The following is a 22,743-nucleotide window of genomic DNA, read 5'->3' on the forward strand; positions in this document are numbered from 1 at the left end:
GCGTGACCCCAGACACCGACCGCTCCCTCCTGGCCGCGCACACCCAGCGGCTCCTCGAGACCGCCGCTGCGCTCGACGACGTCTCCGCGCCCTCGCTGTGCGAGGGCTGGACGCGCGGCCACGTGCTGACCCACGTCGCGCGCAACGCAGAAGCCATCGGCCGCCTCGCCTCGTGGGCCGTGACGGGCGAGCGCCAGGAGATGTACCCCGGTGGGAGCGAGTCCCGCGACGCCGAGATCGAGGCGGGCGCAGGCCGCGACGCAGCCGAGCAGCTGGCCGACCTCACGGCCACGGCCCAGGGGCTCACACCCGCGCTGGAGGCCCTGGACGGTCCGCTGGCGGCCGAACGGGTCGAGATGCGTGGTGGGTACGAGGTGGCGGCCCAGCGGCTGCCCTTCCTTCGCCTGCGCGAGGTCGTCTACCACCACGTCGACCTGGACGCAGGCTTCACCTTCGACGACGTCGAGCCCGAGCTGCTGCGGCAGTTCGTCGGGGACGCCGTCGACCGGCTCGCACTCGGGAGCCGCCCCCCGGCGATGACGCTGCGCGCCACGGAGGGCGACACCTGGACCGTCGGCGACGGCACGACGACGGTGAACGGGAGCCTCGGCGCGCTGCTGCTGTGGTTGGCGCGCCGGCTCGACCACGGGGTGTCCAGCGAGTCGGGCTCGCTGCCCTCACTGCCCCGCGGCGCCTGACGCGCGGCGTCCTGCTCGGGACCACCCCGGGCGTCCGGGCCCGCTCGGGCCCACTCGGATCAGCTGGTCAGGACGCTCTCGCCCGTGACCCCGGCACGCCGGGCGATGGCGACCGCAGCGAGGGCCGAGTGCACCTTGAGCTTGTGCAGGATGCTCTGGACGTGGGTGCGGACCGTGTTGGGCGAGACGTGCAGCAGCTCACCGATCTCGGTACGGCTCATGCCTTCGACGAGGCAGCCGAGCACCTCGAGCTCGCGGGTCGTGAGGTCGCGGATGCCCTGGACCTGCTCGAGCGGGGCACGCTGGTCGCGCGAGAACGAGACCAGGACCCCAGCCAGGAGGTCCGCGGGGATCCTCGTCTCGCCCCTGGCCACGCCCTTGATGGCATCGACGAGGTCCTCGGGAGTGACGGTCTTGGTGATCCAGCCGCGCACGCCGAGCTGGACCGCCTCGACGATCCGGTCGGTGGCGTCCATCCCCGTAGCCACCACGACGCCGGTCGCGGGGTTGATGCGCAACGCCTCGCGGGCCAGCCGGAGACCGTCCTCACCGCCGAGGTCCAGGTCGAGGACCATCACGTCGTAGGCCGCCTGGTCGAGCAGGCGCATACCGGCCTCGAGGCTCGTGGCCGTGCCGGTGACGACCACCCCGTCGAAGTCGCCCAGGCAGACGGCGAGTGCGTCGACGAAGACCTCATGGTCATCAACGACGAGAACACGCGTAGGAGCGGGCATGTCACCAACCTTGTCCATCAGCTCTGTCGAGCCCACCGACCTGTGCTGGAGAACGGGCTACGTCAAAAGGGTGATTCAGCCCCGTACGGTGGCAGGGCCCGGGCGGCGACGCAGCTGCATCGTCGCCCGGGCCCTGCCACGTCCGGGAGCCGCCCCGCTCAGCGTGACGACTCCGGCGACATCAGCGCAGGTGCACCGGCCACGCGTCGTGAGAACCGTGGGCGGACATCAGTGCCGCCGCCTGCAGCCGGGAGTGGACCCCGAGCTTGGTCAGCAGGTTCTGGACGTGCGTCCGCGCAGTGCTGCGCTGCACCCCCAGGGCTCCGGCCATCTCCTCGGTGGTCTGGCCCTCCATGATGCAGCGCATGACCTGCCACTCACGGTCGGTCAGGAACTGAAGGGCCCAGAGCGGGTCCTCCGTGGTCTTCTGCGGTCGCAGGGCGCGCTGCAGCAGGGCCGGCTCCACCGCCATCTGACCCTGGACCGCCCGGTCCAGCATCTCGATGATCTCGACGATCGGCTTCTGCTTGCCGACGTAGCCGGAGGCTCCCTCGGCGATGGCGCGACCCACCACGGCGTGGTCCGCCTCGGCGGACAACATGACGACCTTGGTCTCCGGTGAGCTCTCCCTGATCTGGTGGATCGCGGCGACCGAGTTGCCGCCGGGGAAGTTCACGTCGAGCAGGCACACGTCCGGACGGTGCATCGCCACGGCGGCGATGGCTTCGTCCGGGGTTCCGGCCAGGGCCACGACATCGTGGCCCTTGGCGCCGAGAGCGAGGCCGAGGGCCTCGAGGAGGAGGAGATGGTCATCGCAGACGACGATCCTCATGATGCAACCACCTGAAGGGTCGGAGGCGCCTGGAGCGCCCCACGGTCGGACACGGGCGCAGCGAGGCAGATGTCGGCGATGACGCCGCCCTCGTCGGCCGTGTAGAGACGGAAGGACCCCTTGCAAGCAGCCACCATGGCGCGCGTGGTCGTGAGGCCCAGTGATGTGACAGAGGCGATGCGCCCGAGGCCGGGCCCGTCGTCTCGCACGGTCACGTGGACGCCGGCGCCGTCGGCGTGGACGGCCACGGTGACGTGACCCTCCACACCCGCTGCCCGGACGGCGTTGTCCAGGACGCACGACAGCGCGCGTCCCAGAGCCACCGGTCGCGCCCAAGCCTGCGGCGCACCCACGACATCGATCTTGATCGGGCACGAGGCAGTCACCTGGGCCCGGTCGACGGTCCTACGGACCAGAGTGGTCACGTCGGTGCTCTCGAGGTCGTCCTCGGACGCATCGACGAGAACGGTCTCGACGAGATCGGCCAGCCAACGGGCCTGGCCTGCAATCAGTTCCAGCTTTCGAGCGTTGTCGCCACCTTCTGTCCCCGCGAGGAGCAGAATGGCGGCCAGCGGTTGCCGCAGGTCGTGCAGCAGTGCTCTGACGGTGTCGATCTCTCCACCCGCGACCGGGCGCGGGCATTCCTGAATTGTTGCAGCCATGTTGTTTCCCTCACCAACCCGCGGACGGGACCCCGCACCCCCTGTGAAGGCCCCCGTTGCTTCCGCGACGTGGACAAACGTATGACCTCAAAAAGAGGAGCAGCAATAGTCAATACGAACTAGGTGAACCCCCCGATTTCCCCCGATTGCCCCCTCTAGGCGAAGAATGCGTGACATGACCTACGACGGACGTGTGAAATCTCCGGACCAAAGTGAACAAAGGACACTAGGTCGTCTCATCATCTGGAAGATGTCTGTCTCAAGGATGGACAACAATGCCTACCTTCTGGCATGCACCCGCACCGGCGCGCAGCTGCTCATCGACGCCGCGGACGAGGCGGACCGGCTCCTCGCGGCCGTCGCCCAGGGGTCAGGGCGGCTCGATGCAGTCGTCACCACCCACCAGCACTGGGACCACCACAGAGCCCTCGCCGAGGTGCTGCGGGCCACCGGCGCGACGAGCATCTGCGGAGCCGAGGACGCGCCAGGCCTGCCCGTGCCGCCGGACCGCACCGTCGAGCAGGGTGACCAGATCACCTTCGGTGACGTCGTCCTCGACGTGGTCCACCTTCGCGGCCACACCCCCGGGTCGATCGCGCTGGCCTACGACGACCCCGACGGACACACGCATCTGTTCACCGGTGACTCGCTGTTCCCCGGCGGGGTCGGCAACACCAAGAACGAGGGCCAGAGCTTCGACTCCCTCATCGAGGACGTGACGACCAGGGTCTTCGACGTCTACGACGACGACACCTGGGTGTACCCCGGACACGGGGCCGACACGACGCTCGGTGCCGAACGGCCGCACCTGCAGGAGTGGCGAGACCGAGGCTGGTGAGCCCCGTCCGGTGAGGCCGACCACTGCTCACTACAGTCGCGGGCATGGCGACGACGCGAGCCCCCGCCTCCCCGCTGCTGCTCGTCCTGACCGCCGTCGTGTCGGTCCAGTTCGGCGGGGCGCTCGCCGCCACCCTCGTGCCCGAGATCGGGGCGGCCGGGTCGGTGACCCTGCGGCTGCTGTTCGCCACCGCCATCCTGTGCGGGCTGGCCCGGCCGTCGCTGCGAGGCCACACCCCCACGGCCTGGCGCACCGTCGTCGCCTTCGGGCTCGCCCTCGGCCTGATGAACCTGGCGTTCTACGCCTCCCTCGAGCACCTGCCCATCGGGGTCGCGGTGACGGTGGAGTTCCTCGGTCCGCTGACCCTGGCCACGGTCCTGGCGCGCCGTGCCCGCGACCTGGTCGCGGTCGCCGCTGCCGCCGGTGGCGTGGTCCTGATCTCGCGCGCCCTCGAGGTGCCGCTGTCCACGGTGCAGTGGACCGGGCTGGGACTGGCCGCCGCTGCGGGCGCCTGCTGGGCGGCATACATCCTCGCGAGCGGGCGGGCGGGGCGGGAGTTCGCGAGCTTCGACGGCCTGGCGCTGGCCATGGCGGTCGCCCTGGTCGTGACCCTGCCGCTGGGGCTGCGCAGCGTGCCGGACTGGAGCGGCGAGGCCGTCCTCAAGGGGTTGGGGATCGCCGTGCTGTCCTCGGTGCTGCCCTACTCGCTCGAGCTGGCCGCACTGCGGCACCTGAGCGCCCGCGTGTTCGGCATCCTGCTGAGCCTCGAGCCGGCAGCCGCGGCCCTGGCCGGCTTCCTCGTGCTGGACCAGCGGCTCACCGGACGGCAGCTGCTCGGCATGGCCCTGGTGGTGCTGGCCAGCGTCCTCGTGATGGGCGCGGGGCAGCGCAAGGACCCGGCGACCACCGGGTGAGCCGCGCGTGCCCGCGGCCGGCGCGCGGGAGGCAGCTCGGCAGCGGGCACGTGAGGGGTGCCGGACCAGCGGTCAGGCGGTGGTGGCGTCCTGTCGCTCGTCCTTGCGGGTCTTGACCAGGCTTGCCGCCGTGGTCACCCCGAGGATGAGGACGATCGCGCCGAGGCTGACCGAGATCGGGATGTCGGGGGCCCACTCGATGTGCTGGCCGCCGTTGACGAACGGCAGCTCGTTCTCGTGCATGGCGTGCAGGACGAGCTTCACGCCGATGAAGGCGAGCAGGACAGCGAGGCCGATGCTGAGGTAGACGAGCTTCTTGAGGAGGCCGCCGATGAGGAAGTAGAGCTGGCGCAGGCCCATCAGCGCGAACAGGTTCGCCGTGAGGACGAGGTACGGCTCCTTGGTGAGGCCGTAGATCGCCGGGATCGAGTCGAGCGCGAACAGCAGGTCGGTGGTGCCGAGCGCCATGATGACGATGAACATCGGGGTGGCGAGCTTCTTGCCGTCGACCTTGGTGAACAGCTTGGCGCCGTCGTACTCCTTGGTCGCGGGGAAGCGGTTCTCCACCCACCGCATGAACCGGTTCTCCTCGTACTCGTCGTCGTCACCCTCGCCCTCCTTGGCGAGCTTGACGGCGGTGTAGATGAGGAAGGCGCCGAAGACGTAGAACACCCAGGAGAAGTTGTTGATCGCCGCCGCGCCGACGGCGATGAAGATGCCGCGCAGGATGATGGCGATGATGATGCCGATGAGTAGCGCGGACTGCTGGAGCTTCTCCGGGACCCCGAACCTGGCCATGATCAGCAGGAAGATGAACAGGTTGTCGACCGACAGCGAGTACTCGGTGAGCCACCCCGCGTAGTACTCCGTCATGAACTTCGTGCCGGCCTGGTCGTGGGTGAACAACCAGACGCCGAGCCCGAACAGCACTGCCGTCCCGACGTAGAGCGCCAGCGCGAGGCTGACCTCCTTCGTCGTCGGCACGTGCGGGCGGCGGGCGATGATGAAGACGTCGAAGAGCAGGACGGCGGCCATCAGGCCGATGGTCGCGTACCAGAGCCAGGTGGGTACCTGCATCTCTGTGGTCGTGGTGGCAACGAGTGCGGTCACAGCAGAACCTTCCGGTCACGGGGTGTGGCCGGAGGTCTCTCCCGCCCGCTACGTGGCGTGGACCGGTTCCCCGGGCAGCGTGCGTGGCCGGGAGACCACGCGGCAGCTGCCGTGATGACGAGGACACCGCGTGGGGATACTCCCCTCCGATGAACAAAACAACAAAGCTACATCGGGGGGACCCGGCCCTCCGATGAACAAAACAACAAAGCTACATCGGGGGGACCCGGCCCTCCGATGAACAAAACAGCAAAGCTACATCGGGGGCACCCGGCCCTCCGATGAACTGACCTTTGTCCGAAGCGTGCGTGCCCCGGACCGGGCCGTTGACCAGTCTCCCAGACTCTCGTCCCCGCAACGAGTCGGGTCCGTATGCCGACCGCTCACCACCGGACGCGGGCGGACTACTGCGTCGCGGCCGACATCTGCCGCAGCTCCTTCTTGAGGTCGCCGATCTCGTCACGGAGCCGGGCCGCCAGCTCGAAGTGCAGGTCCGTCGCAGCCTGGTGCATCTGCGTCGACAGCTCCTGGATGAGGTTCGCGAGGTCGTTGGCGGGCATGCCGCGCAGGCGGTCGCTGGCCACCCCGGCATCGGCCTGGACCGTGCCGCGACCACCTCGCCCTGCGCCCTTGCCCCTGGACTGGCTCCGTCCTGACCCGATCAGGGCCTCGGTGTCGGCATCCTCACGGTTGAGCAGGTCGGTGATGTCGGCGATCTTCTTGCGCAGCGGCTGCGGGTCGACCCCTGCCGCCAGGTTGTAGGCGATCTGCTTCTCGCGGCGCCGGGACGTCTCCTCGATCGCCTCCGCCATGGACGGGGTGATCTTGTCGGCGTACATGTGCACCTGACCGGACACGTTGCGGGCGGCGCGGCCAATGGTCTGGATCAGCGACCGGGCCGAGCGCAGGAACCCCTCCTTGTCGGCGTCGAGGATGCTCACCAGCGACACCTCGGGCAGGTCGAGTCCCTCGCGCAGGAGGTTGATGCCGACGAGGACGTCGTACTCCCCCATCCGCAGCTCGCGGAGCAGCTCGACCCGGCGCAACGTGTCGACCTCGCTGTGGAGGTACCGGACGCGCACCCCCTTGTCGAGCAGGTAGTCGGTGAGGTCCTCGGCCATCTTCTTGGTCAGCGTGGTGACCAGCACCCGCTCGTTCTTCGCGGTGCGCTCGCCGATCTCGTGCAGCAGGTCGTCGATCTGGCCCTTGGTCGGCTTGAGGACGACCTCGGGGTCGATCAGGCCGGTCGGCCGGATGATCTGCTCGACGACCCCGCTGCTCTGGGCCAGCTCGTAGGGCCCGGGCGTCGCCGAGAGGTAGACGGTCTGCCCGATCCGGTCGAGGAACTCCTCCCAGCGCAGCGGCCGGTTGTCCATCGCCGACGGCAGCCGGAAGCCGTGGTCGACGAGCTGCCGCTTGCGGGACATGTCGCCCTCGTACATCGCGCCGATCTGCGGGACCGTCACGTGCGACTCGTCGATGACGAGCAGGAAGTCCTCGGGGAAGTAGTCGAGCAGGGTGTTGGGGGCGGTGCCGCGGGCCCGGCCGTCGATGTGCATCGAGTAGTTCTCGATCCCGGAGCAGGAGCCCACCTGGCGCATCATCTCGATGTCGTACGTGGTGCGCATGCGCAGTCGCTGAGCCTCGAGCAGCTTGCCCTGCTTCTCGAAGGTCGCCAGCTGGTCGGCGAGCTCGAGCTCGATGCCGCGGATGGCGCGCTCCATGCGCTCGGGTCCGGCGACGTAGTGCGTCGCCGGGAAGACGTACATCTCGGTCTCCTCGCGCATGATCTCGCCGCTGACGGGGTGGAGCGTGTAGATCCGCTCGACCTCGTCACCGAAGAACTCGATCCTCACCGCGAGCTCCTCGTAGACCGGGATGATCTCGACGGTGTCGCCGCGCACGCGGAACGTGCCGCGCGTGAAGGCGAGGTCGTTGCGCGTGTACTGCATCTGGACGAACCGTCGCAGCAGCTCGTCGCGGTCGACCTCCATGCCGACCTTGAGCCGGGCCATCCGGTCGACGTACTCCTGCGGGGTGCCGAGGCCGTAGATGCACGACACGGACGCCACGACGATGACGTCGCGTCGGGTCAGCAGCGAGTTGGTGGCGCTGTGCCGCAGCCGTTCGACCTCCTCGTTGATCGAGGAGTCCTTCTCGATGTAGGTGTCCGTCTGCGCGATGTACGCCTCGGGCTGGTAGTAGTCGTAGTAGGAGACGAAGTACTCGACCGCGTTGTTGGGCAGCAGCTCACGGAACTCGTTGGCCAGCTGCGCCGCCAGCGTCTTGTTGGGAGCCATGACCAGAGTCGGTCGCTGGACCTCCTCGATCAGCCACGCGGTCGTCGCGGACTTGCCGGTGCCGGTGGCGCCGAGGAGGACGGTGTTCTCCTCGCCGGCACGCACGCGCTTGGCGAGGTCGGCGATCGCCGCTGGCTGGTCACCGGCCGGCTGGAACTCGGAGACGACCTGGAACGGGGCGACCGTGCGCTGCAGGTCAGTCGTGGGACGCATGGGTCAACCGTATGCCTCGCCACCGACAGCGCACGCGTCGCCGTCGTGGTCCGGCACCCATGTCCGACCAGCGCGCTACCGTGAGCGCCGCCCACCAGCCACGAGCACGTCCACACGCACCCCTTGGAGGCCACCCGTGTCCGCCCCGGCGACGTCCCGCCTCACGCGCCGCGGCATACCGGTGGATCCCCGTCTGCGCGTGCTGGCCCTGGGCACCTTCGTCAACCGGGCCGGTGCCGGCGCGACGCTCACCACCTTCGCCCTGTACTTCACCCGCGTCGTCGGCCTCGCGCCGGGACAGGTGGGCCTCGCCCTGTCCATCGCAGCGATCGTGGGCATGCTGGCCCAGGTCCCGCTGGGACACCTCGGCGACACCCACGGCCCCCGTGAGGTGATGTCCGTGCTCACCGCGGCGTTCGGTGCCGTCGGCCTGCTCTTCCTGGTCGTGCGCAGCTTCTGGGGCCTCGTCCTGGTGCTGGCGGCGGTGACCGCCCTGCAGAACGGTGGCGGCGCGGTCCGGGGCGGCTACATCGGCCGGATCGCGGTCGGCGGCTCAGGTGTCGCGTTCAAGGCCTACCTGCGCGCCGTGACCAACCTGGCGATGTCGCTGGGGGCAGCCCTGGGCGGGGTGGCTCTGTGGATCGACCGCCCGTGGGCCTACCTGGCCGTCTTCGCCCTCGACGGCGTGACCGGCATCCTCGCGGGACTGGTGAGCCTCAGGTTGCCCCACCTGCTCCCGACACCGGCACGGGCGCTGGGCGAGCCCCGGCTCGCCGTCCTGCGTGACACGCCCTACGTCGTGGTGACGCTGCTGACGGGGGTGGTGGCCATGCACTTCGTCGTCATGGAGGTCGGCATCCCGCTGTGGATCAGCGAGCACACCGCAGCCCCCACGGCGATGGTGGCCGCCCTGCTCGTGCTCAACACCGTCGCCGTGACGCTCTTCCAGGTGCGGATGACCCGCGGGGTCGACGGCGTGGCGGAGTCGTCCCGCGCGCTGGTGCACGGCGCACTGTGGATCGCGGGGGCCTTCGCCGTCATCGCCACCTCGGGCTGGCTGGGACCGGTGGGCGCTGCCGTCGTGCTGGTGGTCGGTGCCGCCATCCACGTGGTTGGTGAGATGCGCTCCAGCGGCGGGCAGTGGGGCGTCCAGATGGGGCTGGCACCCCAGGAGCGGCAGGGCCAGTACCAGGGGTTTGCCGGACTCGGGTTCTCCCTGTCCAACGTCGTGGCCCCCACCCTGATCACCGTGCTCTGCATCGAGTGGGGCTGGCCGGGCTGGCTCGTCCTGGGAGCCATCGTGCTGGCGGCCGCCCTCGCGCTCCAGCCGGCGACGGCCTGGGCCCAGCGCACCCGTGAACGCTACGGGGCCGTCTCAGCCACCGGCTGAGCCATCGCGGCAGAGGGGTGCAGACTCGCCCCGGTGGTGCGGGGTCCGCGCCACGTCGCCGCCGTGGGACGACTCTTCGGTGAGACGCGGCTGCACACCAGCGCCCCGGCGGCGTTGACTTGGCCGGTGGCCCTCACCCGTTCCGCAGCGCAACCGGCCATCGAGGTCGGGACGTTCCGTCGGTGGACCATGCTCGCGGCCACGACGCTCGCGCAGGCGGCCTCGGCCGTCGCCGTGCACGGACCGGCGTTCCTCATCCCTGCCCTGGTCGCGCGATCCGGGCTGAGCCTCACCGAGGCCGGGCTCGTGGCTGCCGCCCCCGTGCTGGGCACCATGCTCACGCTCGTGGCCTGGGGTGCCGTCGTCGACCGACGCGGCGAACGCCTCGTCCTCCTCGTCGGCCTGGCGGGCACCGCGCTGGCCTCTCTCGTCGGCACGCTGGCCTCGGGGACCACCAGCCTGGCCGCCGCGCTCTTCCTCGCGGGCGCCGCTGCCGCCTCGGCGAACGCCGCGAGCGGCCGGGTCATCGTCGGGTGGTTCCCTCCTGAGCGTCGCGGCCTGGCCATGGGGATCCGGCAGATGGCACAGCCGGTCGGCGTCGGCGTGGCCGCGGTGAGCATGGCCGTGGTCGCCGACGCCCACGGTGTCACCGCGGCCCTGTGGGTGCCGACCGCGGCCGCCGCGCTCGCGGTGGCGCTCGTCGCCGTCGTGGTGCTAGACCCGCCTCGTCCGCCACGCAGGCAGCAGCCCGCCGACAGCCCCTACCGCCGGGACCGCTACCTCCCGCGGATCCACGGCGTCTCGATGCTGCTGGTCGTACCCCAGTTCGTGGTCTGGACCTACGCCCTCGTCTGGTTGGTCGCCGAGCGCGGCTGGTCCCCCGGCGCCGCCGGCGTCCTCGTGGCGCTCACCCAGGTCGCGGGAGCCCTGGGGCGGATCGGCGTCGGTCAGCTCTCGGACGTCGTCGGCAGCCGCATGCGGCCGCTTCGCTGGGTCGCGTTCGCGGCGGTGGGCGCCATGGCCGCCCTCGGCATCACGGCCCACCTCGGGTGGGGTGTGGCGGTCGTCGTCCTCGTCGTCGCCTCGACCATCACCGTGGCCGACAATGGGCTGGCCTTCACGGCGGTGGCCGAGCGAGCCGGGCCGTTCTGGAGCGGTCGGGCCCTCGGCCTGCAGAACACCGGGCAGTTCCTCGTCGCCGCATGCGTGCCACCGGTCGCCGGTCTGGTCGCGACGCACGCGGGGTATGCCGCCGCGTTCGGCCTCGCGGCCGCGTTCGCCGCCGCGGCCCTACCCCTGGTCCCCGTGCGCGAGGAGCGGGAGCTCACCTGAGCTGCGCCAGCGCGACGGCCACACCGCCGAGGCCGCAGAGCACGGTGACCGCCGCGACCTGGGCCATCGGGACCAGCGGTGAGTAGCCACGGTCGTCGTCCTTGAGCTGGTGGAACCGGCGCCGCACCGACAGGACCAGTCCGGCGGCGACGAGCATCGCAGCCCCGCCCCCTGCCGCGACCGCGAAGAGGTCGAGCCGCACCGCGACGACGACCAGTGGCACGAAGCAGAGCAGTGCGGTGACGGAGGTCCGCTGCCACGCCAGCGCGGTCCGCTCGGGCTGCAGCGCCTCGCGCTGGGGGATCGGGCTCACCGCCGGCTCAGCTCCATCAACGACAGGACGAGGGTCAGCGCCGCCATGAGGACGACCCCTCCGGCCAGCACGCCCAGGGCTCGCGGCGACGGCAACGGTTGTCGCAGCCGCAGGGCGCGTTCGACGCGGGCCCACGCCCCGACCGTCCGCAACGCCAGCGCACCACCGCCGATGCAGGCCGCGGCGCCGATGAGGGCGCTCCACGGCGGAAGGCTGGTCAGGCTCGAGAGGGAGACCATGGCGACGCCACCGCCCACCAGGGCCAGCGCCGTACGCATCCACGCCAGGGCGGTGCGCTCGTTGGCCATGGAGAAGCGGGCGTCCGGCTCCTCCCCCACGCCGTAGACGCTGCTCGGCCTACGGTCCTCAGCCATGGGGGGACGTCCAACCGGTGGACCGGGCCCAGGCCTGCGCCCGCTCGTGGACGGAGTCGAACCACGGTTCCTTGGCGTCGGCGTACTCGCGGACGGTGGTGATGGTCGTCGCCAGGCGCTGCTTCTCGGCGGCATACTCCGCGCGGGCGCCGGGGTCCGCCCGCATCCAGTCACGGAACACCAGGGCCCAGCGCCATCCCTCGCTGTCGACCTCGCGGACGTGGACGTTGGCGACCCGGTCCGGGTCGGCGCTGCCGAGGAACCGCTTCGGCCACACCGTGCCGTCCTTGGCGTTGTCGTGCCACTCCCCGCCCACGACCGGGAAGCCAGCCAGTCGCAGGCGCTCGACCACTGCCGGGTCGTCCACGTCCGACAGCGATCGCACCCCGACCTGCAGGTCGATGACGTCCTTGGCGACGAGACCGGGCACGGCGGTGCTGCCCACGTGGTCGGCGGTCACGAGGACGTCGCCGAACCCGCGCCGCAGCCGCGCCAGCAGCCGGTCGGCCTGCGCGGGCCAGGTCGGGTCCGGGCCCTTCAGGACGAGCTCGTCGGGACGCCGGGAGCGGGTGCCGGTCCTGACGTTCTTCTCGAAGGGGACGAGACGGTCGGTCCACAGGCGGTCGACCGCCACCACCAGGTCGTCCCGCGACCCGTCGTTGTCGAGCCAGACGTCGGCAGCGGCCCGACGCTGCTCGTCGCTCGCCTGGGCCGCCATCCGGCTGCGCGCCTCCGCCTCGGTCATGCCACGGGTCGTCGCGAGCCGTTTGAGCCTCGCCTCCTGTCCTGCGTCCACCACGACCACCAGGTGGTAGCCGGAACCCATGTCCTTCTCGACCAGGAGGGGGACGTCGTGCACCACGATCGACACCTCGCCCGCAGCCTGCACGAGCTCGGCCGTCCGAGCGGCGATGAGGGGGTGCGTGATCTGCTCGAGGTCGCGGCGGGCCTGTGCGTCGGCGAACACGATGGCCCCGAGGGCGGCGCGGTTCAGTGCACCGTCGTCCTCGAGCACCTCGTCGCCGAAGCGCTCGACCACCGCAGCCAACCCGGGCGATCCGGGCGCGACCACCTCACGGGCGAGCACGTCGGCATCGATGACAGCCGCGCCGAGCGTCGAAAAGCGTTGGGCCACAGTCGATTTCCCGGAACCGATACCGCCCGTTAGGCCGACGCGCAACATGGTCCGACCTTAGTCCCTCCGCCTCAGTCTGCGAGGCGGGCGGGAAAGCCGCCGGTGGCGATGGGCGACCACCGGGTCGGCGTGAGCCGCAGGATCGACTTGCCCTGGTCGAGCATCGCCTGGCGGTACTCGTCCCAGTCGGGGTGCTCGCCCGAGATGCAGCGGAAGTAGTCCACGAGGGGCTCGACCGACTCGGGTGCGTCGATGACCTCGCAGTCACCGTCCACCTGGACCCACGCGCCGCCGAAGTCGTCCGACAGGACCATGACGCTGACCTGGGGACGCTTCCGGGCGTTGGTGGTCTTGGCCCGCTCCGGGTAGGACGAGATGACGATGCGACCCTCCTGATCCACACCCCCGGTCACCGGTGACGCCTGCGGTCGACCGTCGGCCCGGGTGGTGATGACGACCATCTGGTGGCGGGGCCGGACGAAGTCCAGCAGTCCCTCGAGGTCGACCTCGGTGTTCGTCGCGATGCTCCTTGCCATGGCCCCATCCTCACACGGACCCGGCGGTGCGGCGTCGGCGCAGCTCGCGCCACCCCGCGGCAGCGATCAGCGCCACCACCGTGCAGATGCCGACGGCACGGGTGAGGCCGATGAACAGGCTGCTGAGCAGCGGCAACCCGACCGCATACCCCAACGCCGACAGCCCCGCCCCGAACCCCAGCGGCAACGCCACGACCATCGTGCGCGCCGCGCAGCGCTCGTGGTCACGGAGGACGCCCGCTCCAGCGTCGTCCTCGGCCTGCAGCGGCTCCGACCAGCGCAGGGCCCGGCGACACCACCAGCCGACGACGAGCAGCCCCACCACTCCGGACAGCAGCTGCAGGACGGCGTAGGCGGGCAGCCCACCGAGCAGGGGGTCGCCAAGCGCCGGCACCCTGGTCACGACGGCACCGTCCTGGTGGGTGAACGCGTCCCACGCGACGTGCGTCACCGATCCCCCGAGCAGGCCCACCAGGACCCACACCCACCGTTCCCGGGACGGCGCGCGCGGCACCGGTGTCCGTGCCCGCCAGGGCCGTGGCAGCAGGTCCCGGGCGGCCGGACCGAGCAGGGTCCACCACGCGGCGAGCACCAGGACCCCCAGCGCGGGGTCCAGGGTCAGGAGGCCCACCAGCGAGTGGGACAAGGGCCGCACCCACCCGGCGGGCGTGAAGTAGACGAGGTCGGGCGACATCGACCCGACCACCCACGCGGCTGGGACGACCCACCGCCCCCGGGATCCGACCACGGGGAGCACGGCGGCGACGTGGGCGGGCGTGAACGGCACGGCCGCACCCTAACCCGGGACGCCGAGAGGCCCGGCTCCCCCGCAGGGGAACCGGGCCTCTCGAAGCCGTGCTCGCGGCATACCGAGGTATGCAGCGGGCGTGGGCTCAGTTGCCGGTGAGCTTCTCGCGCAGTGCGGCGAGGGCCTCGTCAGAGGCCAAGGTGCCCTCGGACGCCGGAGCGGCCGGGCGGCTGCTGCTGCCCGAGTCGCTGTCGGACGACGACGAGGAGGACGAGCCCGAGTCGGAGGAGTAGGACGTCGCAGCACCAGCGTTGGCGGCCGCCTCGGCGTCAGCCTTGGTGGCCTCCTCGATCTGGGCCTTGTGCGCCTCCCAGCGAGCGTGGGCCTCGGCGTACTGCTTCTCCCACTTCTCACGCTGGGCGTCGAAGCCCTCGAGCCATTCCTGGGTCTCGGGGTCGAAGCCCTCGGGGTACTTGTAGTCACCCTTCTCGTCGTACTCCGCGGCCATGCCGTAGAGGGTCGGGTCGAACTCGGCCGTGGGCGCGCTGTCGTCGTTGGCCTGCTTGAGGCTCAGCGAGATCCGGCGACGCTCGAGGTCGATGTCGATGACCTTGACGAAGATGTCGGAACCGACCGTGACGACCTGCTCCGGCAGCTCCACGTGGCGCTCGGCCAGCTCGGAGATGTGGACCAGGCCCTCGATGCCGTCGTCGACCCGCACGAACGCACCGAACGGGACGAGCTTGGTGACCTTGCCCGGGACGACCTGACCGATCGCGTGGGTCCGGGCGAAGTGCTGCCACGGGTCCTCCTGCGTCGCCTTGAGCGACAGGGAGACACGCTCGCGGTCCATGTCGACGTCGAGAACCTCGACGGTGACCTCCTGGCCGACCTCGACGACCTCGGACGGGTGGTCGATGTGCTTCCAGGACAGCTCGGACACGTGGACGAGACCGTCGACGCCGCCGAGGTCCACGAACGCACCGAAGTTGACGATCGAGGAGACGACGCCGGAGCGGACCTGCCCCTTCTGGAGCTCCTTGAGGAACGTGGTGCGCACCTCGGACTGGGTCTGCTCGAGCCACGCGCGGCGCGACAGGACCACGTTGTTGCGGTTCTTGTCGAGCTCGATGATCTTGGCCTCGATCTCCTTGCCCACGTAGGGCTGGAGGTCGCGGACGCGACGCATCTCGACGAGGGACGCGGGGAGGAAGCCACGCAGGCCGATGTCGAGGATGAGTCCACCCTTGACGACCTCGATGACGGTGCCGGTGACGACGCCGTCCTCTTCCTTGATCTTCTCGATCGTGCCCCAGGCGCGCTCGTACTGCGCACGCTTCTTGGACAGGATCAGACGACCTTCCTTGTCCTCCTTCTGGAGGACCAGGGCCTCGACCTCGTCGCCGACCTTGACGACCTCAGAGGGGTCGACGTCGTGCTTGATGGAGAGCTCGCGGGAGGGGATGACACCCTCGGTCTTGTAACCGATGTCGAGCAGGACCTCGTCCCGGTCGACCTTGACGATGATGCCCTCGACGATGTCGCCGTCGTTGAAATCCTTGATCGTCGCGTCGATCGCGGCAAGCAGTTCTTCCTCGGTGCCGATGTCGTTGATGGCAACCTGAGGGGCGGTCTTCTCGACCGTGCTGGCAGTCATGTAGTAGGAACTCCGTTGGTGGACAGTGAATAGAAGATGGATGTTGTGCTCACGCTCATCGGGCCACGAGAAGGCGACACGACGGAGCGCGCACACGGAAGTGCTCCCCTACCCTACCGACGCCGTCCCCGCACGGTCAAAACACGAGAGGTCCGCCGGTGAGCGAGTCTGCGCAGGTCAACCGTCGCGAGGCCGGAGCCGAGGAGACTGCGGCCGCCAACCGGTCCTGGTGGGACGCCGAGGCGGGTGGCTACTACGCCGAGCACGGCACCTTCCTCGGCGACGCCCAGTTCGTCTGGGGCCCTGAGAGCTGGCGCGAGGATGAGCTGGGCCTCCTCGGCGACGTGGCCGGCAAGCAGGTCCTCGAGATCGGCGCCGGAGCTGGTCAGTGCGCCCGGTGGGTCGCTGCCGCCGGGGGCACCGTCGTGGCCACCGACCTGTCCGCCGGGATGGTCCGCCAGGGCCTCACCCTCAACCAGAGGTCCACTCCCCCGCAGGTCGTGCCGTTCGCCCAGTGCGACGCCGTCGCGCTGCCTTTCGCCGACGCCAGCTTCGACATCGTGTTCACGGCTTATGGCGCCGTGCCCTTCGTCGCCGACACCGCCCTGCTCATGCGCGAGGTCGCCCGCGTGCTCCGCCCCGGCGGGAGGTTCGTCTTCTCCACCACCCACCCGTTCCGGTGGGCGTTCCCCGACGACCCCGGTCCGGCGGGACTGACGGTCGGGCAGTCCTACTTCGACCGCACGCCGTACGTCGAGAGCGACTCCGACGGCGAGGCCACGTACGTCGAGCACCACCGGACCCTCGGGGACCGGGTGCGCGAGCTCGTGGCTGCGGGGATGTTCCTCGTCGACCTCGTCGAGCCCCCGTGGCCGGAGCGCAACGACCAGGCCTGGGGCGGCTGGTCGCCACTGCGGGGCGAGCTGATCCCCGGCACGGCGATCTTCGTCTGCTACCGCCCTTGACCTGCTCGTTCACAGGACGGCCGGGCTTTACTCACCACGGTGTCCCATCTGCTCCCCAGAGTGCGGATGGTCCCGGTTCGCCCTACCGTTCTCCCGGCGCCCGACCCCGATCCGGATCCCGCGCCGACGAACTCAACGAGGAGGAATCGTGGCGTCAGACGTCGAAACAGGACGCATCACCACCGACATCCCAGCCCGGCTCGACCGGTTGCCCTGGGCGCGGTGGCACTGGATGGTCGTCATCGGCCTGGGGACGGTGTGGATCCTCGACGGCCTCGAGGTGACCATCGTCGGGTCGATGTCGGAGGCCCTCAAGCCGACGAGCACCGGGCTCGGGCTCAACAGCTCCGACATCGGGCTGGCTGGTGCGGTCTACGTCGCCGGCGCCTGCCTCGGCGCCCTGTTCTTCGGGCAGCTGACCGACAAGTTCGGCCGCAAGAAGCTGTTCCTGCTCACCCTCGGCGTCTACACCATCGCCACGGTGCTCACGGCGTTCGCGCCGAACCCGCTCTGGTACTTCTGCGCCCGCTTCCTGACGGGCATGGGCATCGGTGGCGAGTACGCCGCCATCAACTCCGCGATCGACGAGCTGATCCCCAAGAAGTACCGCGGCCGGGTCGACGTGGCCATCAACGGCTCCTTCTGGATCGGCGCCGCCGCCGGCTCGCTCCTCACCATCCCGCTGCTCGACCCCAAGCTCATCGACCCCGCCATCGGCTGGCGGCTGGCCTTCGGCCTCGGCGCCATCCTCGCGGTCGGCATCCTCGTCGTGCGTCGTCACGTCCCGGAGAGCCCGCGCTGGCTGTTCATCCACGGTCGCGAGGACGAGGGCGAGACGATCGTCAAGCAGATCGAGGGCACCGTCGCCGAGGAGACCGGCCGCGAGCTGCCCACCATCGATGACGAGGCCATCACCATCCGGCAGCGGCGAACGATCTCCATCCCCGAGATCGCCAAGACGGTGTTCACGCTCTACCCGCGCCGCACCGTCCTGTGCTTCCTGCTGTTCGTGGGCCAGGCGTTCCTCTACAACGCCTTCTTCTTCACCTACGGCGACAGCCTGACCACGTTCTTCGGGGTCAAGCAGACCGGTTGGTACATCGCGATCTTCGCGGTGAGCAACTTCGCCGGGGCCCTGCTGCTCAGCCCGTTGTTCGACTCCGTCGGCCGGGTGCGCATGATCGCGGGCACCTACATCCTCTCCGGCGTGCTGCTGGCCATCGCCGGGTTCAGCCTCGGCGGCCTCAGCGCGGTGACCCTCACGGTGTTCGGCGTCGTGATCTTCTTCTTCGCCTCCGCCGGTGCGAGCGCCGCGTACCTCACCGCCAGCGAGGTCTTCCCGCTGGAGACCCGCGCCCTGTGCATCGCGTTCTTCTACGCGATCGGCACCGCGGCCGGTGGCATCAGCGGACCGCTGCTGTTCGGCAAGCTCATCGACAACGCCTCGGCGTCCAAGGACATCAGCGGCCTCGCGGTCGGCTACTTCCTCGGCGCCGCGCTCATGGTCATCGGTGGTCTCGCCGAGGCGTTCCTCGGCGTCAAGGCCGAGGGCCAGTCCCTGGAGAGCATCGCACAGCCCCTGACCGCCGACGAGCAGCCGCAGCCCACGAACGCCTGACCCACCCCGACCCACGGACAAGGGGGCCCGACCGGAATCCGGTCGGGCCCCCTTGTAGGTCACGTGGTGCAAGCGTCAAGCAGCTTCTCGACGGCCCTCACGCACACTGAGGACGAGGAACAGCCCCAAGGCGATGAGCAGGATGCCCAAGCCGATCCCGATGAAGGTGAGCGGACCGTTGATGAAGCCCAGCAGCGAACCCTTGCTGGACCAGTCCTCGACGTTCTTCTTCACCGTCGCCTCGCTGTAGCCGATGGTGCCCAGTGTCGTGTTGACATCGTCGTAGCCCGGAGCGACGAGCGACTTCTCGACCTTCTCCTGGCCCTTGATCAGGACGCCCGTGTTGGGCTCGACCCACAGCGAGCGGACGTTGCCGTACATCACCGAGGCTGCCACGTTGCCGGCGGCCTTGTCGCCGAAGACGGCCTTGGGGACGTCGCGCTGGGCAACCTCCGCCTTGTTGATCGTCTGGCGGAAGAGGTAGGTCGTCAGTCCGTCGATCTTCTCCTCGCGGATGAACCGCATGTCGGTCGCCTTGCCCAGGTCGCCGTCCCACCACAGATACGACTTCTTCTGCACGTCGAACGGGAACTTGAAGAAGTTGCCCTGGTGCTCGACCGGGACGAGCTTGGTCGGGTCGGCAAGGTCCCCGGCGGACTTGAAGTCGCCACAGCAGTTGGTGGTCGTGCCGCTCTTGCGGTCGAAGGAGACACCCTCGTTGCTGAAGCTGAGGTCGGTCCACTTGCCGTCGATCTGGGCCTGCGACTGCACCGTCGTCTGCCAGAACGCCTGGGTGTCCTGCTTGCCGGCGGCCTTGACCCGACCCGGGATGCCGAGGACCTCGCGCGTGCTCTTGAGGTTGACGTTCTCGAGCTTGTCGAAGACCGCAGAGCCGTTGACCTCGTGCGCATACAGCGCCGACATCCCGGACCCTACAGACGTCGACTCTGACCGCTGGTCGAGCTTCACTGTGGCGAGGCCCTTGTAGAGCACTGGCTTGGCCAGCACCCCGACCACCAGCAGCAGAACTCCCAGCACCATGGCAACGCTGCCAAGTACCTTGCGCATCCCGTCGATCTCCTTTGAAATGAGGTAGCCGGACCCTACCAGCGGGTAGCCTCGGCCTCGTGCCTTATGGCGCCATGTGCGAGAAATGAGCTGACATCAGTGGGAGTCCTTGCGACGGCGCCCTCCGCGACCACGCGGGCGCCCCACCACCAGACCACCGGTTGGGGGGTGGACCGGGTAGCCGGGGGATTGATAGCCCTCTTCGTCCTTGCTTCGGCCTACCTGATCGTGCCTGGCGGTTTCTACATCGATGACTTCCGCGCGCAGGCATACGCGGCAGGCCGGGGCATCTGGCCGTTCATCATCGAGAGCAACGCGACGCACCTGGCGCCGGGGCCCCGCACCATGGACTGGCTCCAGACCACCTTCTGGCCGCTCCAGCGTGGGCCGGCCGTCGCCTTCACCCTGTCGGCGTGTGCGCTGCTCGGTGTCGCGGTATGGCGCCTGCTCACGCAACTGGTGACGCGCCGCTGGGTGGCGCTGGCGGGACTGGGTCTGGCGCTCTTTGCACCGTCCATCATCCCAGCGATCGCGTGGTACCGACAGACGCTGACGACCCTGACCGGCCTGGCGTTCATCCTCGTCGCCATCGATGCCGGCTTGCGCTACTTTCGCGGCGCCCCGAAACAGTGGGCCTATCTCGCTTGGGCGGCGCACGCACTGGGACTCTGCTTCTCGGAACGCGCAGTCGTCGTCCCGGTGACCGTGGCGGCTGCTGGCCTGCTCCTGGCTCCGCGCGTTGCGCCTCGCCTGCGGCTGGCCCGACAGGTCCTCTGCGTGGGGCCCATGGTGGCGGTCAACCTCGCCTTCCTGGCCCTGTACGGGAGCGGCGACTACGACCACGGAGGCGGGGGAACGCCGAGCGTGGGCGGCTTCCTCGTGGCGACCGGGCGCTCACTCTTCGTCAACACCGTTCCGAGCCTCCTCGGCGGTCCCACTCGCTGGCGCGCCAACGGTGAGGCCTACTCCTTTGCGCGCACCCCGCTGTGGCTCATCGGCCTCGGCGTCCTGGGCACCCTCATCGTGGTTGCGACCGCCTGGCGCACGAGGCGGGGTCGCAGCGCGAACCCGCTGTGGCGTCCCCTTGTCGTCATCGCCACCTATGTCCTTCCCATCTACGCCATTCTCTACGTCGGGAGGGTGTCCAGGGCCGACATCGCATCGGTGGACGATCTCCGCCTCTTCCCGGACGTGGGGATCTTCGTCGCCATGGCGCTCGCACTCGTGGTGGATGCTGTCGTGAAGGCCGAGCGCAGGGTCGTCGTCCGCGGTCTCGCCGCCGTGGCAGTCCTGGCCGTGGTCGCCGGGTCGGTGTCGTGGGTGGGCTTCGCCAACCGCTGGCACCGCAACTCCAGCTCGACGTACGTAGAGGCGCTGCGGACGGACCTCGCCACGAACCTGGCGCCTGTCGTGCCTTCGCCAGTGCCAGTGACCGTCGTCCCCAACTGGGTGCAGCCCGACTTCTCCACCGCAGATCTCGTCGCCCTGTTGCACCCGACGACGAAGACGGTCGTCTTCGACTCGGCCCCGCGTCTCGTCGGCCCGCACGGTCGCCTGGTCACGGGCGACCTGCGCAGGGTGGACGTCGCGCCTGACGAGCGCCAGGACTTCTGTCGGCACGCCCTCCCTGCCGGTCAGAGCAGCGCGACCATCAACTTCACGCAGGCTGTCCCCTACTATCGTGGCGCGCTCCTGGACCTCGGCGTGCTCGTGTCGGACACGACATCGATCACGGTGAAGGTCGCCGACGAGACCGGTGCCGTGTCCTCCCCACGGCCCTCGGTGACCCCCCAGATGCAACGTGGACCTCATCGCGTCCTCCTGCCCATCGCGCCTGCCGTGCGCGTCAAGAGCCTGCAGATCACCCGGAGCCGCGCGACTGCCGACGTCTGCCTGACCACTGTCATGGTTGTCCAACCACCGGAGACCCCGTGACGGCGCTCAATGCTCCCGCGCACAGCAGGCCTGCGCGCCCGGCCGAACACGCCGCCCGCCACGTCCGCGAGCTCGAAGGCATCCGCGCCCTCGCAGCCCTGGCCGTGGTCCTCACCCATGCCGGGTTCATGGCTGGGACGATCGGACGCGACGTGCTCCCCGGTTTCGTCGCACGCATGGACATCGGCGTGGCGATCTTCTTCGTCCTCAGTGGCTTCCTCCTCTATCGGCCATACGCAATGTTCAACGCAGGTTTGGGCGTCCCCCCGTCGCTGCGAACCTTCGCTGTCAGACGCGCGGCCCGACTGGTGCCGGCATGGCTGTGCGTCCTGGTCATCACGCCTCTCCTCTGGAGGGAGGCCCGCGAGGCCCCTTGGACGACCTGGCTGGCCAACCTGGCGCAGCTCCAGGGAGTGAAGCAGTCGTGGATCATGCCCGGGCTCGCCCAGCTCTGGAGTCTTTCCACCGAGGTGATGTTCTACATCGCACTGCCCGGAGTCGCCTGGGTCGTGGCGCGAGTCGTGCGCGGTCGGAGCCCGCGAACCGAGCTGCTGGCCCTGGTGGGGCTCATGCTGTCAGCGCAAGGCTTTCGGGCACTCGACGCGCTCGGCGCCCTACCCCCGGGATACACCTGGCTGCAGACGCTTCCGGGGACCCTGGACTGGTTCTGCTACGGCATGGTCCTCGCCTGCCTCACGGCGCGACCGGGGCGCTGGGCGTCGATCACGTCGGTGATCCGTCACTCACCGCTCGCCCTTTGGGGGCTGGCAGCGTGCCTGATGTGGATTCTGACCACGCGACTGGCGGGGCCCTACGACCTGTCGCAGCCGACCATCGGGGAACAGACCTTCAAGCACCTTGGCTACGGCCTCTTTGCGCTCCTTGCCGTCACTCCTTCTGCGGTCGGCGGGGGAAACCCTCTCAGCGGCTTCCTCGCGAGCCCGGTCATGCGCTACCTGGGGCAGACCAGCTACGCGATCTTTCTGTGGCACCTGCCGATCATGTTCGCGCTGCGGGAGTCACGGGGCTTCGGCCTCTTCCAGGGACACTTCTGGTTCACCCTCCTGGGCACGCTGGCCATCACGGTTCCCGTGGCCAGTCTGAGCTGGTACCTCGTCGAGAGGCCGGCCCAGGCGTTCGCTCGCAGGCACACCAGCTGACCGACTCCCATCTGCGTGGCGGGTCCGGCGGGCCCGCTCGGGCACCAACACCATTCCCAGCACGACCGCTATCAGGATCGCGGCGACGAGTCCTCGGTTGGTCCCCGCGGGGTCGGGCCACGGAGCGGATGCACTCCCAACGGTCCAGAGCATCAGGACTCCCACCAGGAGCAGCAGCCCCCGAACCGCCCCGAGCCGGCGCGCGAGCACG

General features: G+C 69.7%; 21 protein-coding genes. 9 read left to right on the forward strand and 12 right to left on the reverse strand.

Annotated features, from left to right (window positions below; translation table 11 throughout):
• The first annotated feature begins 2 nt into the window (after positions 1-2).
• A complete protein-coding gene (locus tag ABEG17_RS18755; protein WP_406831009.1) occupies positions 3-698 on the forward strand; it encodes a maleylpyruvate isomerase family mycothiol-dependent enzyme in 696 nt (231 codons plus the stop codon).
• Positions 699-757: 59 nt separating this feature from the next.
• On the opposite strand, the gene ABEG17_RS18760 is transcribed toward ABEG17_RS18755, so the two are convergent.
• From ABEG17_RS18760 to ABEG17_RS18770, 3 genes are all read right to left on the reverse strand, one after another.
• Positions 758-1,432: a response regulator gene (locus ABEG17_RS18760; protein ID WP_406831010.1), complete on the reverse strand. Its 675-nt coding sequence runs from the start codon at positions 1,430-1,432 to the stop codon at positions 758-760.
• Positions 1,433-1,613: 181 nt separating this feature from the next.
• Complete coding sequence (locus ABEG17_RS18765) at positions 1,614-2,264, reverse strand: response regulator (protein WP_406831011.1); 651 nt, start codon at positions 2,262-2,264, stop codon at positions 1,614-1,616.
• A complete protein-coding gene (locus tag ABEG17_RS18770) occupies positions 2,261-2,926 on the reverse strand; it encodes a sensor histidine kinase (RefSeq protein ID WP_406831012.1) in 666 nt (221 codons plus the stop codon). The genes ABEG17_RS18765 and ABEG17_RS18770 overlap by 4 nt, the downstream gene beginning before the upstream one ends.
• Positions 2,927-3,101: 175 nt before the next feature.
• On the opposite strand from ABEG17_RS18770, the gene ABEG17_RS18775 reads away from it, so the two are divergent.
• Together ABEG17_RS18775 and ABEG17_RS18780 are read left to right on the forward strand one after the other, a co-directional pair.
• Positions 3,102-3,764 (forward strand): MBL fold metallo-hydrolase, encoded by a 663-nt coding sequence (locus tag ABEG17_RS18775; protein WP_406831013.1) that lies wholly within the window; start codon positions 3,102-3,104, stop codon positions 3,762-3,764.
• Positions 3,765-3,808: 44 nt separating this feature from the next.
• A complete protein-coding gene (locus ABEG17_RS18780) occupies positions 3,809-4,678 on the forward strand; it encodes an EamA family transporter (protein ID WP_406831014.1) in 870 nt (289 codons plus the stop codon).
• A 72-nt stretch (positions 4,679-4,750) separates the two neighbouring features.
• Here ABEG17_RS18780 and ABEG17_RS18785 read toward each other — a convergent pair whose 3' ends face one another.
• Together ABEG17_RS18785 and uvrB are read right to left on the reverse strand one after the other, a co-directional pair.
• A complete protein-coding gene (locus ABEG17_RS18785; RefSeq protein WP_406833237.1) occupies positions 4,751-5,755 on the reverse strand; it encodes a TerC family protein in 1,005 nt (334 codons plus the stop codon).
• A 437-nt stretch (positions 5,756-6,192) separates the two neighbouring features.
• On the reverse strand, positions 6,193-8,301 hold the full coding sequence (gene uvrB / locus ABEG17_RS18790) for an excinuclease ABC subunit UvrB (protein ID WP_406831015.1): 2,109 nt from the start codon (positions 8,299-8,301) through the stop codon (positions 6,193-6,195).
• Positions 8,302-8,437: 136 nt separating this feature from the next.
• Here uvrB and ABEG17_RS18795 point away from each other — a divergent pair, with 136 nt between their 5' ends.
• Positions 8,438-9,691 carry an MFS transporter gene (locus ABEG17_RS18795; protein ID WP_406831016.1) on the forward strand — a complete coding sequence of 418 codons (1,254 nt, stop codon included), beginning with the start codon at positions 8,438-8,440 and terminating at the stop codon, positions 9,689-9,691.
• Between the two features lie 33 nt (positions 9,692-9,724).
• Positions 9,725-11,023 carry an MFS transporter gene (locus ABEG17_RS18800; protein ID WP_406831017.1) on the forward strand — a complete coding sequence of 433 codons (1,299 nt, stop codon included), beginning with the start codon at positions 9,725-9,727 and terminating at the stop codon, positions 11,021-11,023.
• Here the strand turns inward: ABEG17_RS18800 and ABEG17_RS18805 are convergent.
• The 6 genes from ABEG17_RS18805 to rpsA all read right to left on the reverse strand — a co-directional run bounded on the left by ABEG17_RS18805 (position 11,016) and on the right by rpsA (position 15,786).
• Positions 11,016-11,336: a DUF202 domain-containing protein gene (locus ABEG17_RS18805; RefSeq protein ID WP_406831018.1), complete on the reverse strand. Its 321-nt coding sequence runs from the start codon at positions 11,334-11,336 to the stop codon at positions 11,016-11,018. The genes ABEG17_RS18800 and ABEG17_RS18805 overlap by 8 nt on opposite strands.
• On the reverse strand, positions 11,333-11,710 hold the full coding sequence (locus tag ABEG17_RS18810) for a YidH family protein (protein ID WP_406831019.1): 378 nt from the start codon (positions 11,708-11,710) through the stop codon (positions 11,333-11,335). Before ABEG17_RS18810 ends, ABEG17_RS18805 begins: the two co-directional genes overlap by 4 nt.
• Entirely contained in the window at positions 11,703-12,893 is a 1,191-nt protein-coding gene (coaE, locus tag ABEG17_RS18815) for a dephospho-CoA kinase (protein WP_406831020.1), read from the reverse strand. Before coaE ends, ABEG17_RS18810 begins: the two co-directional genes overlap by 8 nt.
• A gap of 23 nt (positions 12,894-12,916) precedes the next feature.
• The gene (locus ABEG17_RS18820; RefSeq protein WP_406831021.1) at positions 12,917-13,381 is read right to left on the reverse strand and encodes a PPOX class F420-dependent oxidoreductase; all 465 of its coding nucleotides are present in this window, start codon (positions 13,379-13,381) and stop codon (positions 12,917-12,919) included.
• A 10-nt stretch (positions 13,382-13,391) separates the two neighbouring features.
• Positions 13,392-14,168 carry a DUF4184 family protein gene (locus ABEG17_RS18825; RefSeq protein WP_406831022.1) on the reverse strand — a complete coding sequence of 259 codons (777 nt, stop codon included), beginning with the start codon at positions 14,166-14,168 and terminating at the stop codon, positions 13,392-13,394.
• Positions 14,169-14,274: 106 nt separating this feature from the next.
• Positions 14,275-15,786, reverse strand: a complete 1,512-nt coding sequence (gene rpsA, locus ABEG17_RS18830) for a 30S ribosomal protein S1 (protein WP_056918934.1) — start codon at positions 15,784-15,786, stop codon at positions 14,275-14,277.
• A 158-nt stretch (positions 15,787-15,944) separates the two neighbouring features.
• Between rpsA and ABEG17_RS18835 the strand changes: the two genes are divergently transcribed.
• Both ABEG17_RS18835 and ABEG17_RS18840 read left to right on the forward strand, forming a co-directional pair.
• Positions 15,945-16,751, forward strand: a complete 807-nt coding sequence (locus ABEG17_RS18835) for a class I SAM-dependent methyltransferase (protein WP_406831023.1) — start codon at positions 15,945-15,947, stop codon at positions 16,749-16,751.
• 148 nt (positions 16,752-16,899) lie between these two features.
• Positions 16,900-18,369: an MFS transporter gene (locus ABEG17_RS18840; RefSeq protein ID WP_406831024.1), complete on the forward strand. Its 1,470-nt coding sequence runs from the start codon at positions 16,900-16,902 to the stop codon at positions 18,367-18,369.
• A 75-nt stretch (positions 18,370-18,444) separates the two neighbouring features.
• Here ABEG17_RS18840 and ABEG17_RS18845 read toward each other — a convergent pair whose 3' ends face one another.
• Positions 18,445-19,437: a DUF3068 domain-containing protein gene (locus ABEG17_RS18845; RefSeq protein WP_406831025.1), complete on the reverse strand. Its 993-nt coding sequence runs from the start codon at positions 19,435-19,437 to the stop codon at positions 18,445-18,447.
• Positions 19,438-19,626: 189 nt separating this feature from the next.
• On the opposite strand from ABEG17_RS18845, the gene ABEG17_RS18850 reads away from it, so the two are divergent.
• Both ABEG17_RS18850 and ABEG17_RS18855 read left to right on the forward strand, forming a co-directional pair.
• Positions 19,627-21,372, forward strand: a complete 1,746-nt coding sequence (locus ABEG17_RS18850; protein WP_406831026.1) for a hypothetical protein — start codon at positions 19,627-19,629, stop codon at positions 21,370-21,372.
• Entirely contained in the window at positions 21,369-22,532 is a 1,164-nt protein-coding gene (locus ABEG17_RS18855) for an acyltransferase family protein (protein ID WP_406831027.1), read from the forward strand. The genes ABEG17_RS18850 and ABEG17_RS18855 overlap by 4 nt, the downstream gene beginning before the upstream one ends.
• Positions 22,533-22,743: the final 211 nt, after the last annotated feature.

The sequence above is a fragment of the Pedococcus sp. KACC 23699 genome, assembly GCF_045348425.1.
In the GTDB taxonomy this organism is placed as follows: Bacteria; Actinomycetota; Actinomycetes; order Actinomycetales; family Dermatophilaceae; genus Pedococcus.